A 13,613-nucleotide genomic window follows, 5' to 3' on the forward strand; every position below is an offset into this window, starting at 1 on the left:
ACTGTACAGCTGATTTCGGCGAAAATGGCTTATTTTTCATGCTTAAGAAGCTGTTAAGAACTCTGTGGTCAACTGGGCGTATTCAAACCGAAAACACCACTGAGAAAGGGGTACACCATGAAAAAGCACGCTGCAATTCTGGCCGTCGTTATGCTGGCTTCCGCCCCGGTTTTCGCTGCACAGCAGGGCGGATTTGTTGATCCCAGTGCGCCAGCCGCACAGACGCCGTCAGCATCCGGTCAGGGCGGCTTCAGTGCCGATTACACCAGTGTGGTGACCGTGAAGCAGGCTGAAGAGATGAAAGATGACAGCTGGATCACCGTACGCGGCAAGCTGGAAAAACAGATCGGCAAGGAAGATTATCTGTTCCGTGATCAGACCGGCACCATGAAGGTCGAAATCGACCACAAGCACTGGAACGGCCAGACCATCACGCCCAAAGATAACGTTGAGCTGACGGGTGAACTGGATAAAGATTTCAACAGCATTGAGATGGACGTTAAGCAGGTTAAGAAACTGCCTTAATTCCCTCCTGCCGGGCCGCATTCGCGGCCCTTTTTTCGTTCCTTTGCTCGCCTTAATGCAAATTTCCTCCCGCGTAAGCGAAACGTTTCGATAGTGATCACAGATTTCTTCTTTGCCGGTTGAGTTGATGGCGGCTTTTCATACACTCCAGACAGCGAAACGTTTCGCTGTGGAGTGAAAAGATGAAAAAAGGTCGCCTGTTAAACGCTGAACTCTCACATGTGATTGCCCGCCTGGGACACACGGATACGCTGACGATTGCCGATGCTGGCTTGCCGATTCCGGCTGGACCGCAGCGCATCGACTTAGCGCTCACGCCGGGTACGCCCGATTTTATGCAGGTGGTTAATGCTGTCGCACTGGAGATGCAGGTAGAGAGCGCCCTGATCGCGGAGGAGATTAAGCAGCATAATCCGCACCTTCATAGCGCGCTTGTCGCCGTGCTCGAAGCCTTGCAACAGCACCAGGGGAATCGCATCACCATCAGCTACACCAGTCATGAACAATTCAAACAACAAACGCAGCGTAGTCAGGCGGTCATTCGGAGCGGAGAGTGCTCTCCGTTTGCGAATGTCATCCTCAGCGCCGGTGTGACCTTCTGAGGCCGCTATGCAACCTTTACTGCAACTCGACGGCATTGAAAAATCCTTTCCGGGTGTAAAAGCCCTGAAGGGGGCGTCGCTGAATGTCCGTGCAGGACGCGTGATGGCGCTGGTGGGCGAGAACGGCGCAGGCAAGTCCACCATGATGAAAGTGCTGACCGGGATCTATCAATATGATGCCGGTACGCTGCGCTGGCTCGGCAAAGAGACCCGTTTCAGTGGACCAAAAGCGTCACAGGAAGCGGGCATTGGCATCATCCATCAGGAGCTGAACCTGATCCCTCAGTTAACCGTGGCGGAGAATATATTTCTCGGTCGCGAATATGTGGGGCGTTTTGGCCGTATCCAGTGGCCGCGAATGTATGCCGAAGCCGATGCGCTGCTCAAAAGGCTCAATCTGCGCTTCAACAGCCACAAGCTGGTGGGCGATTTGTCGATTGGCGATCAGCAGATGGTCGAAATTGCCAAAGTGCTGAGCTTTGAGTCGCAGGTCATCATCATGGATGAGCCGACCGATGCGCTGACCGATACCGAAACGCTGTCGCTGTTCCGGGTGATCAATGAACTGAAAGCGCAGGGCTGCGGCATCGTCTATATCTCGCATCGCATGAAAGAGATTTTTGAGATCTGCGATGACGTCACGGTATTCCGTGACGGTCAGTTTATTGCTGAACGTCCGGTCAGCGAGCTGACCGAAGAGAGCCTGATCGAGATGATGGTCGGGCGCAAGCTGGAAGATCAATATCCGCATCTTGATCAGGCGCCAGGCGACGTGCGGCTTAAAGTGGAGAACGTCAGCGGGCCGGGCGTGGAGAACGTCAGCTTCAGTCTGCGCAAAGGTGAAATCCTTGGCATCTCGGGTTTGATGGGCGCGGGCCGCACTGAACTGATGAAGGTGCTCTACGGCGCGCTGCCGCGTCGTGAAGGTGCAATGTGGCTTAATGGACGAGAAGTGGTGACGCGTTCGCCGCAGGACGGGCTGGCTAACGGTATCGTCTACATCTCGGAAGATCGTAAGCGTGATGGTCTGGTGCTGGGCATGTCAGTGAAAGAGAACATGTCGCTGACGGCGTTAGGCTATTTCAGTCACGGCAGTGGCACGCTGAAACATGCGGCAGAGCAGCTGGCGGTAGGCGATTTTATCCGGCTGTTCAACGTGAAAACGCCTTCTATGGAGCAGCCGATTGGCCTGCTTTCAGGCGGCAACCAGCAGAAAGTGGCGATTGCCCGGGGTCTGATGACCCGCCCTAACGTGCTGATTCTGGACGAACCGACCCGCGGTGTGGATGTCGGTGCGAAGAAAGAGATCTACCAACTGATTAACCAGTTTAAAGCCGAAGGGCTGAGCATCATCCTGGTCTCCTCGGAAATGCCGGAAGTGCTGGGCATGAGCGACAGGATTCTGGTGATGCATGAAGGCCGTATCAGCGGCGAATTTACCCGTGAAGACGCCACTCAGGAAAGCCTGATGGCAGCCGCCGTAGGCAAGCAACACAGCGAGGATTTAGTGGTATGACGACCCAAACTTTACCGGCCAGCCGTCGCTGGTTTAGCAAAAGCTGGCTGCTGGAACAGAAGTCGCTGATTGCGCTGATGGTGCTGATCGCCGTGGTGGCCAGCCAGAGCCCGAACTTCTTTACCGTGGCAAATCTGTTCAACATTCTGCAGCAGACCTCGGTTAACGCCATTATGGCGGTCGGGATGACGCTGGTGATCCTGACTTCAGGTATCGACCTCTCGGTGGGATCGCTGCTGGCTCTGACGGGCGCAGTGGGTGCATCGCTGGTGGGCATGGAGGTCAACGCCCTGGTCGCGGTGGCGGCTTCGCTGGCTCTGGGTGCGGCAATCGGTGCCCTGACCGGGACTATTGTGGCGCGCGGTAAGGTGCAGGCCTTTATCGCCACGCTGGTCATGATGCTGCTGCTGCGCGGTGTGACCATGGTCTACACCGACGGCAGCCCGATTAACACCGGTTTCAGTGCCAATGCCGATCTGCTGGGCTGGTTTGGTATTGGTCGCCCGCTGGGTATCCCTGCGCCGGTCTGGCTGATGGCGCTGGTCTTTATCGCCGCCTGGTACATGCTGCAGCACACGCGTCTGGGTCGCTATATCTATGCGCTTGGCGGTAACGAAGCGGCAACGCGTCTCTCCGGCATCAATGTGAATCGCGTCAAAATCATCGTCTATTCACTGAGCGGCATGCTGGCAGCGCTGGCGGGCACCATTGAAGTGGCGCGTCTCTCATCAGCACAGCCGACAGCGGGTACCGGCTATGAGCTGGATGCGATTGCTGCGGTCGTGTTAGGCGGAACCAGTCTGGCTGGCGGTAAAGGCCGTATTTTCGGCACCCTGATTGGCGCGCTGATCCTCGGCTTCCTGAACAACGGCCTGAACCTGATGGGCGTCTCTTCGTACTACCAGATGATCGTTAAAGCGGTAGTCATCCTGCTGGCGGTGCTGGTGGATAATAAAAGCAGTAAATAACTCTGACCTTACACAGGATAATAAGATGAAAAAGTTAACCGCACTGGCCATGATCCTCGGCGCAACGCTCAGTACCAGCGCCATGGCAAAAGATACCATCGCGCTGGTGGTTTCAACCCTGAACAACCCGTTCTTTGTCTCCCTGAAAGAGGGTGCACAGAAAGAAGCGGACAAACTGGGCTACAACCTGGTCGTGCTGGATTCACAGAACAATCCGGCTAAAGAGCTGGCAAACGTACAGGATCTGACCGTTCGCGGCACTAAGCTGCTGCTGATCAACCCGACTGACTCTGATGCTGTGGGCAACGCAGTGAAGATGGCTAACCAGGCGAATATTCCTGTCATCACGCTGGACCGCGTTGCGGCACAGGGCACGGTGGTCAGCCACGTCGCTTCCGATAACCGTTTCGGCGGTAAAATGGCCGGTGACTTCATCGCCAAAAAAGTCGGCGAAAATGCCAAAATTATTGAGCTGCAGGGCATTGCCGGAACCTCTGCTGCCCGCGAACGTGGCGAAGGCTTCAAACAGGCCGCTGATGCGCATAAATTCCAGATCCTCGCCAGCCAGCCTGCTGATTTTGACCGTACTAAAGGTCTGAACGTCATGCAGAACCTGCTGCAGGCGCATCCGGATGTACAGGCAGTATTCGCTCAGAACGACGAAATGGCGCTGGGTGCACTGCGTGCGCTGCAGACTGCCGGAAAAACCGGTGTGATCGTGGTGGGTTTTGATGGCACTGCTGATGGCGTTAAAGCCGTGGAAGCTGGCAAACTGACTGCGACCGTGGCACAGATGCCAGAAAAAATTGGCATGATCGGCGTGGATACCGCTGATAAAGTGCTGAAGGGTGAAAAAGTGAAGGCGATCAATCCGGTCGACCTGAAGCTGGTCACTCAATAACTCAAAGAAAAGCAGGGCACCGCGCCACCCTCCCGGTGGCGCACTTATTCCGGACTCCCCTAATGAGCAAAAACGCAAAACTGGCCGTTCTTGGCAGCATTAATGCTGACCACATCCTTAATCTGGCGCACTTCCCTCGTCCCGGTGAAACGGTGATCGGGCAGAATTATCAGGTTGCGTTTGGCGGTAAAGGCGCGAATCAGGCGGTCGCCGCGGGTCGTGCGGGTGCCGATATCGCCTTTATTGGCTGTGTGGGCGCTGACGACATTGGCGAACGTATTCGTGAGCAGCTCGCGCAGGACAATATTGATACCACGCCCGTAGAAGTGGTTGAGGGCGAGTCGACCGGTGTGGCGATGATTTTCGTCAACGGTGACGGTGAGAACAATATCGGCATCTACTCCGGTGCAAACGCGGCGTTAACACCCGATTGCGTAGCACGTCATCAGCAGGTTATCGCCGATGCCGATGCACTCTTAATGCAGCTGGAATCGCCGCTGGAGAGCGTGCTGGCCGCCGCGACCTTCGCCCGACAGCATCAGACGCAGGTAATTCTCAATCCGGCACCCGCTACCCCTCTCTCCGATGAGCTGCTGGCGCTGATCGACATTATTACGCCGAATGAGACCGAAGCCGAGAGTCTGACCGGTATTGCGGTTTACAATGATGAAGATGCGGCCCGCGCGGCGGCAGCACTGCATGCGAAAGGCATCGGCACGGTACTGATTACGCTGGGACGCCGCGGTGTCTGGCTGAGCGAGCAGGGAGACGGTCAGCGTATTGCGGGCTTCAGCGTTAAAGCTATTGATACCATCGCCGCAGGCGACACCTTTAACGGTGCCTTTATTACGGCACGACTGGAGCAGAAGCCGATGTATGACGCGGTGCGATTTGCCCATGCCGCCGCCGCGATTGCCGTTACGCGTTCAGGTGCACAGCCCTCCGTGCCGTGGCGCGCGGAGATCGATGAATTTTTGCAGCAGCAGGGTTAAGCGATTGAGTACCATGAAAGATGTCGCTCGCCTGGCGGGCGTCTCTACCTCCACTGTCTCGCACGTTATTAATAACAACCGCTTTGTCAGTGAAGGCGTGCGGGAAAAAGTTGAGCAGGCGATACGTCATCTTAACTACGCCCCTTCTGCACTGGCGCGCAGTCTGAAGATCAATCAGACGCACACCATCGGTATGCTGCTGACCACCAGTAGTAACCCCTTTTATGCCGAAGTGGTGCGGGGCGTGGAAGAGAGCTGTTATCAGCGTGGCTACAGCCTGATTCTCTGCAACACGGCGGGTGATGAGGAGCGGATGAACCGCAGCCTGGAGACGCTGATGCAGAAGCGCGTCGATGGTTTGCTGATCATGTGCACTGAAAGTCACCTGCCGTCGGCAGACATCCTGAATCGTTATCCCTCTATACCTGCGGTGATGATGGATTGGGCACCGTTTGAAGGTCGCGGTGACATCATTCAGGATAACGCGTTGCTGGGCGGCGAGCTGGCCACTCAGCATCTTATCGACAGCGGCTATACCCGCATCGCCTGTATCGCCGGTCCCCAGGATAAAACCCCGGCCCGTATGCGTCTGGAAGGTTATCGCAACGCCATGACTAAGAGTGGGCTGGAGATTTTGCCTGGCTATATCGTGAATGGTGACTTTGAATTTCAGGGTGGCTACAACGGGATGGTCGAGTTGCTGGCGCTGGAAACGCTGCCGGAAGCAGTATTTACCAGTAACGATGCGATGGCTGTCGGCGTTTATCACGCCCTCTATCAGGCTGGCATGCAGGTTCCGCAGCAGATGGCGGTCATGGGATATGACGATATTGAACTGGCGCGCTATCTCACTCCGCCACTGAGTACGATTCACCAGCCCAAAGATGCGCTGGGCGAACTGGCGATAGATACCTTAATTCATCGTCTCAGCGATCCCGACGCCAGCCAGCAAACGCTGGTGCTGACGCCGGAGCTGGTGGTACGTGGCTCAGTTTAGCGCTTTTTCTTCCTGTCGCGATTCGTGATCAGATTACGTCCATCGCCATTTTTCAGCAGCAGAAAAGTCAGCGCTGAAAGCACGGTAACGACACCCATGGTCAGGAACGTGGCATGGAACTGTGAAATGGTGCTGGTTTCAAACTCCTGATAGAAGCGCAGTACCGCAGCACTGACCGCCACACCAAAACTGATCGCTAATTGCTGCGTCACGGCCAGCACGCTGTTACCCCCGCTGGCGTTATCATCATCCAGATCGGCCAGAGTAATGGTGTTCATGGCGGTGAACTGCGTAGACATCGCCATGCCGAGAATAAACAGCGGAAGCAACAGCACAAAGATGCTTTCAGCAGGCGACTGCAGAGAGAAGCTGGCGATCAGGATGCCAATAATAGCGGTGATGCCGACCAGCAGACGGCGGTAGCCCAGCCAGCGCAGCAGTTGTGTCACCGTGGACTTCGCCAGTATTGAACCAATGGCGGTAGGTGCCATCATGCAGCCTGCAATAATAGCTGAATAGCCAAAGCCAACCTGCAACATGAGCGGCATTAAAAAGGGGACGCAGCCGGTACCGAGACGTGATGCAATGTTGCCGCCAATGCCAACCGAGAAGGTCCGGGTTTTAAACATCGGCAGGTTGATGAGGGGCGACGGGTGATTTCGGGCATGCACTATATAGAGAAGTAAAAGCACGATGCCGCTGAGTAATATCCCGCCAGCCAGCCAGGCGGAAACAATCCGCTCACCGAACAGCTCAATCCCAATCGAGATCATTACCAGCCCAGCCCCGAACAGTATAAAACCCAGAAAGTCGAAGCGGCGCTTAGGCGTGGTGAAGTCCGGCATATATTTGCGTGCGTAGATAATGCCGAGAATACCTATCGGGATATTAATCAGGAAGATCCAGTGCCACGTCGCATAGGTGACCAGCACACCGCCCAGCATCGGGCCCAGTATCGGGCCAACCAATCCTGGCATGGTGACGAAATTGAGCACCGGCAGCAGTTCACTGCGCGGATAGGCGCGTAGCAGTGCAAGTCGTGCGACCGGCATCATCATTGCGCCACCCACGCCCTGCACGATTCGCGATATAACCAGCACCGAAAGCGTCGGTGAGAGCGCACACGCCAGCGAGCCGAGGGTGAACAGCGAAACCGCAATGATAAATACCTTACGCGTGCCGAAGCGATCGGCGAGCCAGCCGCTGACCGGAATCAGCATCGCGACAGTGAGGGTGTAACTGATAACGGCGGATTGCATGGCCAGGGGAGAGCGGTCGAGGCTGGTGGCGATAGCGGGCAGGGCAGTATTCAGTATAGTGGCGTCGAGTGACTGCATGAAAAAGGCCATAGCCGCTATCCATGGCAAACCGGCCATGCTGCGCGAGGATTTTATCATTGAGTGTCCTTCCTGGGGTTATCCTGCGAGAAGAAGCAAAATAATAGCACCCGTAACCCCCAACGGCAGGTCTCTTTACAACGTTTGATCGCTGTTTTTGTGCGTTATTCGGCCATGAAACGTCTCTTTTTAAGCCGTTCGTTTAAAAAAGATGCGCTCAGTAAATTAATTCGAAGAAACACTTGTCAGCCTGAGGAAACTCCCTATAATGCGCCTCCATCGATACGGAACACCGGCAACGGGAAACGGGCTGAGAGGCACAGGAGACTGCGCCGCCGGAGAAAAACTTCTGAGAAAGAGGTTGACTCTGCAGGAGGAAAGCGTAATATACGCCACCTCGCGACAGGACGCTAACGCACTGTTCGCACTGCTCTTTAACAATTTATCAGACAATCTGTGTGGGCACTCGCAGGATTGATATCAGCGTCTTAGGACGTAAAAAATATCAAAGCCTCACGAGTGAACACATAATGAAATTCATTATGACGTTTTACAGATGAGCACCGCTTAACTTGTTTAAGCAAATCAAACTTAAATTGAAGAGTTTGATCATGGCTCAGATTGAACGCTGGCGGCAGGCCTAACACATGCAAGTCGGACGGTAGCACAGAGGAGCTTGCTCCTTGGGTGACGAGTGGCGGACGGGTGAGTAATGTCTGGGGATCTGCCCGATAGAGGGGGATAACCACTGGAAACGGTGGCTAATACCGCATAACGTCGCAAGACCAAAGAGGGGGACCTTCGGGCCTCTCACTATCGGATGAACCCAGATGGGATTAGCTAGTAGGCGGGGTAATGGCCCACCTAGGCGACGATCCCTAGCTGGTCTGAGAGGATGACCAGCCACACTGGAACTGAGACACGGTCCAGACTCCTACGGGAGGCAGCAGTGGGGAATATTGCACAATGGGCGCAAGCCTGATGCAGCCATGCCGCGTGTATGAAGAAGGCCTTCGGGTTGTAAAGTACTTTCAGCGGGGAGGAAGGCGGTGCGGTTAATAACCGCGTCGATTGACGTTACCCGCAGAAGAAGCACCGGCTAACTCCGTGCCAGCAGCCGCGGTAATACGGAGGGTGCAAGCGTTAATCGGAATTACTGGGCGTAAAGCGCACGCAGGCGGTCTGTTAAGTCAGATGTGAAATCCCCGGGCTTAACCTGGGAACTGCATTTGAAACTGGCAGGCTTGAGTCTTGTAGAGGGGGGTAGAATTCCAGGTGTAGCGGTGAAATGCGTAGAGATCTGGAGGAATACCGGTGGCGAAGGCGGCCCCCTGGACAAAGACTGACGCTCAGGTGCGAAAGCGTGGGGAGCAAACAGGATTAGATACCCTGGTAGTCCACGCCGTAAACGATGTCGACTTGGAGGTTGTTCCCTTGAGGAGTGGCTTCCGGAGCTAACGCGTTAAGTCGACCGCCTGGGGAGTACGGCCGCAAGGTTAAAACTCAAATGAATTGACGGGGGCCCGCACAAGCGGTGGAGCATGTGGTTTAATTCGATGCAACGCGAAGAACCTTACCTACTCTTGACATCCACGGAATTCGGCAGAGATGCCTTAGTGCCTTCGGGAACCGTGAGACAGGTGCTGCATGGCTGTCGTCAGCTCGTGTTGTGAAATGTTGGGTTAAGTCCCGCAACGAGCGCAACCCTTATCCTTTGTTGCCAGCGATTCGGTCGGGAACTCAAAGGAGACTGCCGGTGATAAACCGGAGGAAGGTGGGGATGACGTCAAGTCATCATGGCCCTTACGAGTAGGGCTACACACGTGCTACAATGGCGCATACAAAGAGAAGCGACCTCGCGAGAGCAAGCGGACCTCACAAAGTGCGTCGTAGTCCGGATCGGAGTCTGCAACTCGACTCCGTGAAGTCGGAATCGCTAGTAATCGTGGATCAGAATGCCACGGTGAATACGTTCCCGGGCCTTGTACACACCGCCCGTCACACCATGGGAGTGGGTTGCAAAAGAAGTAGGTAGCTTAACCTTCGGGAGGGCGCTTACCACTTTGTGATTCATGACTGGGGTGAAGTCGTAACAAGGTAACCGTAGGGGAACCTGCGGTTGGATCACCTCCTTACCTGAAGATACCTTCCCGCGCAGTGCTCACACAGATTGTCTGATAAAAAGTAATGAGCAGGACGGCTGCGAAGTCGTGACACTATCGTGTCCCCTTCGTCTAGCGGTTAGGACTCCGCCCTTTCACGGCGGCAACAGGGGTTCGAATCCCCTAGGGGACGCCACCTGCTTGGTGACAGGTGAAAGGTGTCTCCATACAGTATCTCAAAACCGTTCGGGTTGCGTAAGCAGCCGGGTCGCGTTTGAGATATTTGCTCTTTAACAATCCGGAACAAGCTGAAAATTGAAACGACGTGTCGTTTTCATTCTCCGTAATAAGAATGAAAAATACGATACGTTCGAGTCTCTCAAATGCTTGCAGCTCGCAGCGTTGAAAAACGCCTGTGGGTTGTGAGGTTAAGCGACTAAGCGTACACGGTGGATGCCCAGGCAGTCAGAGGCGATGAAGGACGTGCTAATCTGCGTAAAGCGACGGTAAGGTGATATGAACCGCTACAGCCGTCGATGTCCGAATGGGGAAACCCGGTGCACTCTGTGCATCATTGCAGCATGAATACATAGTGCTGCAAGGCGAACCGGGGGAACTGAAACATCTAAGTACCCCGAGGAAAAGAAATCAACCGAGATTCCCCCAGTAGCGGCGAGCGAACGGGGAGCAGCCCAGAGCCTGAATCAGCATGTGTGTTAGTGGAAGCGTCTGGAAAGTCGCAGGGTACAGGGTGATACTCCCGTACACAAAAGCGCATATGCTGTGAGCTCGATGAGTAAGGCGGGACACGTGGTATCCTGTCTGAATATGGGGGGACCATCCTCCAAGGCTAAATACTCCTGACTGACCGATAGTGAACCAGTACCGTGAGGGAAAGGCGAAAAGAACCCCGGCGAGGGGAGTGAAACAGAACCTGAAACCGTGTACGTACAAGCAGTGGGAGCCTTGATTTATCAGGGTGACTGCGTACCTTTTGTATAATGGGTCAGCGACTTATATTCTGTAGCAAGGTTAACCGTATAGGGGAGCCGCAGGGAAACCGAGTCTTAACTGGGCGTTAAGTTGCAGGGTATAGACCCGAAACCCGGTGATCTAGCCATGGGCAGGTTGAAGGTTGGGTAACACTAACTGGAGGACCGAACCGACTAATGTTGAAAAATTAGCGGATGACCTGTGGCTGGGGGTGAAAGGCCAATCAAACCGGGAGATAGCTGGTTCTCCCCGAAAGCTATTTAGGTAGCGCCTCGTGAACTCATCTTCGGGGGTAGAGCACTGTTTCGGCTAGGGGGCCATCCCGGCTTACCAACCCGATGCAAACTGCGAATACCGAGGAATGTTATCACGGGAGACACACGGCGGGTGCTAACGTCCGTCGTGAAGAGGGAAACAACCCAGACCGCCAGCTAAGGTCCCAAAGTCATGGTTAAGTGGGAAACGATGTGGGAAGGCACAGACAGCCAGGATGTTGGCTTAGAAGCAGCCATCATTTAAAGAAAGCGTAATAGCTCACTGGTCGAGTCGGCCTGCGCGGAAGATGTAACGGGGCTAAACCATGCACCGAAGCTGCGGCAGCGACGCTTAGGCGTTGTTGGGTAGGGGAGCGTTCTGTAAGCCGTTGAAGGTGTGCTGTGAGGCATGCTGGAGGTATCAGAAGTGCGAATGCTGACATAAGTAACGATAAAGCGGGTGAAAAGCCCGCTCGCCGGAAGACCAAGGGTTCCTGTTCAACGTTAATCGGAGCAGGGTGAGTCGACCCCTAAGGCGAGGCCGAAAGGCGTAGTCGATGGGAAACAGGTTAATATTCCTGTACTCGGTGTTACTGCGAAGGGGGGACGGAGAAGGCTATATCAGCCGGGCGACGGTTGTCCCGGTTTAAGCGTGTAGGCGGAGGGTCCAGGTAAATCCGGTCCCTTATCAACGCTGAGGCGTGACGACGAGGCACTACGGTGCTGAAGTGATAAATGCCCTGCTTCCAGGAAAAGCCTCTAAGCATCAGGTAACACAGAATCGTACCCCAAACCGACACAGGTGGTCAGGTAGAGAATACCAAGGCGCTTGAGAGAACTCGGGTGAAGGAACTAGGCAAAATGGTGCCGTAACTTCGGGAGAAGGCACGCTGGCGCGTAGGTGGAGGGATTTACTCCCCGAGCCGAAGCCAGTCGAAGATACCAGCTGGCTGCAACTGTTTATTAAAAACACAGCACTGTGCAAACACGAAAGTGGACGTATACGGTGTGACGCCTGCCCGGTGCCGGAAGGTTAATTGATGGGGTTATCCGCAAGGAGAAGCTCTTGATCGAAGCCCCGGTAAACGGCGGCCGTAACTATAACGGTCCTAAGGTAGCGAAATTCCTTGTCGGGTAAGTTCCGACCTGCACGAATGGCGTAATGATGGCCAGGCTGTCTCCACCCGAGACTCAGTGAAATTGAACTCGCTGTGAAGATGCAGTGTACCCGCGGCAAGACGGAAAGACCCCGTGAACCTTTACTACAGCTTGACACTGAACATTGAGCCTTGATGTGTAGGATAGGTGGGAGGCTTTGAAGCGCGGACGCCAGTCTGCGTGGAGCCAACCTTGAAATACCACCCTTTAATGTTTGATGTTCTAACGTAGGCCCGTGATCCGGGCTGCGGACAGTGTCTGGTGGGTAGTTTGACTGGGGCGGTCTCCTCCTAAAGAGTAACGGAGGAGCACGAAGGTCAGCTAATCACGGTCGGACATCGTGAGGTTAGTGCAATGGCATAAGCTGGCTTGACTGCGAGAGTGACGGCTCGAGCAGGTGCGAAAGCAGGTCATAGTGATCCGGTGGTTCTGAATGGAAGGGCCATCGCTCAACGGATAAAAGGTACTCCGGGGATAACAGGCTGATACCGCCCAAGAGTTCATATCGACGGCGGTGTTTGGCACCTCGATGTCGGCTCATCACATCCTGGGGCTGAAGTAGGTCCCAAGGGTACGGCTGTTCGCCGTTTAAAGTGGTACGCGAGCTGGGTTTAGAACGTCGTGAGACAGTTCGGTCCCTATCTGCCGTGGGCGCTGGAGAATTGAGGGGGGTTGCTCCTAGTACGAGAGGACCGGAGTGAACGCACCACTGGTGTTCGGGTTGTCATGCCAATGGCATTGCCCGGTAGCTAAGTGCGGAAAAGATAAGTGCTGAAAGCATCTAAGCACGAAACTTGCCCCAAGATGAGTTCTCCCTGACTCCTTGAGAGTCCTGAAGGGACGTTGAAGACTACGACGTTGATAGGCCGGGTGTGTAAGCGCAGCGATGCGTTGAGCTAACCGGTACTAATGACCCGTGAGGCTTAACCTTACAACGCCAGAGGCGTTTTTGAGAGACACGATTTTCAGCCTTGTTACCGGATATTCTGCGCGGCCCCCTGTGGCGGCGCGGAGACAGAATTTGCCTGGCGGCTTTAGCGCGGTGGTCCCACCTGACCCCATGCCGAACTCAGAAGTGAAACGCCGTAGCGCCGATGGTAGTGTGGGGTCTCCCCATGCGAGAGTAGGGAACTGCCAGGCATTAAATAAGTGAAGAAGCCCCGCACGCGAGTGCGGGGCTTTTTTACGTCTGCAGATCGTGAAAAACCGCACCATAATCTCCGAAAACAGCCTGAGAACCCCTCTCTGATACGGTAAACTACGGCCAG

General features: G+C 54.8%; 8 protein-coding genes, 1 tRNA gene and 3 rRNA genes. 11 read left to right on the top strand and 1 reads right to left on the bottom strand.

The window, feature by feature from the left end:
- The first annotated feature begins 117 nt into the window (after nt 1–117).
- From IV493_RS17945 to rbsR, 7 genes are all read left to right on the top strand, one after another.
- Nucleotides 118–525 (top strand): YgiW/YdeI family stress tolerance OB fold protein, encoded by a 408-nt coding sequence (locus IV493_RS17945; RefSeq protein WP_195857544.1) that lies wholly within the window; start codon nt 118–120, stop codon nt 523–525.
- 182 nt (nt 526–707) lie between these two features.
- Complete coding sequence (rbsD, locus tag IV493_RS17950) at nt 708–1,127, top strand: D-ribose pyranase (protein WP_033784336.1); 420 nt, start codon at nt 708–710, stop codon at nt 1,125–1,127.
- Nucleotides 1,128–1,134: 7 nt separating this feature from the next.
- Nucleotides 1,135–2,643: a ribose ABC transporter ATP-binding protein RbsA gene (gene rbsA / locus IV493_RS17955; RefSeq protein WP_013359548.1), complete on the top strand. Its 1,509-nt coding sequence runs from the start codon at nt 1,135–1,137 to the stop codon at nt 2,641–2,643.
- On the top strand, nt 2,640–3,611 hold the full coding sequence (rbsC, locus tag IV493_RS17960) for a ribose ABC transporter permease (RefSeq protein WP_013359547.1): 972 nt from the start codon (nt 2,640–2,642) through the stop codon (nt 3,609–3,611). Before rbsA ends, rbsC begins: the two co-directional genes overlap by 4 nt.
- A gap of 25 nt (nt 3,612–3,636) precedes the next feature.
- Entirely contained in the window at nt 3,637–4,512 is an 876-nt protein-coding gene (gene rbsB, locus IV493_RS17965) for a ribose ABC transporter substrate-binding protein RbsB (RefSeq protein WP_013359546.1), read from the top strand.
- A gap of 62 nt (nt 4,513–4,574) precedes the next feature.
- Nucleotides 4,575–5,504 (top strand): ribokinase, encoded by a 930-nt coding sequence (gene rbsK / locus IV493_RS17970; protein WP_195857545.1) that lies wholly within the window; start codon nt 4,575–4,577, stop codon nt 5,502–5,504.
- 13 nt (nt 5,505–5,517) lie between these two features.
- Nucleotides 5,518–6,501, top strand: coding sequence for a ribose operon transcriptional repressor RbsR (rbsR, locus tag IV493_RS17975; RefSeq protein ID WP_041457145.1), 984 nt, complete (start codon nt 5,518–5,520; stop codon nt 6,499–6,501).
- Here rbsR and mdtD read toward each other — a convergent pair.
- Nucleotides 6,498–7,898: a multidrug transporter subunit MdtD gene (mdtD, locus tag IV493_RS17980; protein WP_013359543.1), complete on the bottom strand. Its 1,401-nt coding sequence runs from the start codon at nt 7,896–7,898 to the stop codon at nt 6,498–6,500. The genes rbsR and mdtD overlap by 4 nt on opposite strands.
- A 533-nt stretch (nt 7,899–8,431) precedes the next feature.
- Here mdtD and IV493_RS17985 point away from each other — a divergent pair.
- From IV493_RS17985 to rrf, 4 genes are all read left to right on the top strand, one after another.
- A 16S ribosomal RNA gene (locus IV493_RS17985) occupies nt 8,432–9,973 on the top strand.
- 88 nt (nt 9,974–10,061) lie between these two features.
- Nucleotides 10,062–10,136: transfer RNA gene (locus IV493_RS17990), tRNA-Glu, on the top strand.
- A 230-nt stretch (nt 10,137–10,366) separates the two neighbouring features.
- Nucleotides 10,367–13,276 (top strand): 23S ribosomal RNA (locus tag IV493_RS17995).
- A 93-nt stretch (nt 13,277–13,369) separates the two neighbouring features.
- Nucleotides 13,370–13,485 (top strand): 5S ribosomal RNA (gene rrf, locus IV493_RS18000).
- Together the 16S, 23S and 5S rRNA genes with 1 tRNA gene alongside form the textbook arrangement of a ribosomal RNA operon.
- Nucleotides 13,486–13,613: the final 128 nt, after the last annotated feature.

This window comes from Pantoea sp. SM3640, from assembly GCF_015654165.1.
GTDB lineage: Bacteria > Pseudomonadota > Gammaproteobacteria > Enterobacterales > Enterobacteriaceae > Pantoea > Pantoea vagans.

Excerpts from the sequence above, each read along its gene's own strand:
- IV493_RS17945 (WP_195857544.1), top strand. The coding sequence starts at position 118 with ATGAAAAAGCACGCTGCAATTCTGGCCGTCGTTATGCTGGCTTCCGCC.
- rbsB (WP_013359546.1), top strand. The coding sequence starts at position 3,637 with ATGAAAAAGTTAACCGCACTGGCCATGATCCTCGGCGCAACGCTCAGT.
- mdtD (WP_013359543.1), bottom strand. The coding sequence starts at position 7,898 with ATGATAAAATCCTCGCGCAGCATGGCCGGTTTGCCATGGATAGCGGCT.
- rbsA (WP_013359548.1), top strand. The coding sequence starts at position 1,135 with ATGCAACCTTTACTGCAACTCGACGGCATTGAAAAATCCTTTCCGGGT.
- rbsR (WP_041457145.1), top strand. The coding sequence starts at position 5,518 with ATGAAAGATGTCGCTCGCCTGGCGGGCGTCTCTACCTCCACTGTCTCG.
- rbsD (WP_033784336.1), top strand. The coding sequence starts at position 708 with ATGAAAAAAGGTCGCCTGTTAAACGCTGAACTCTCACATGTGATTGCC.
- rbsK (WP_195857545.1), top strand. The coding sequence starts at position 4,575 with ATGAGCAAAAACGCAAAACTGGCCGTTCTTGGCAGCATTAATGCTGAC.
- rbsC (WP_013359547.1), top strand. The coding sequence starts at position 2,640 with ATGACGACCCAAACTTTACCGGCCAGCCGTCGCTGGTTTAGCAAAAGC.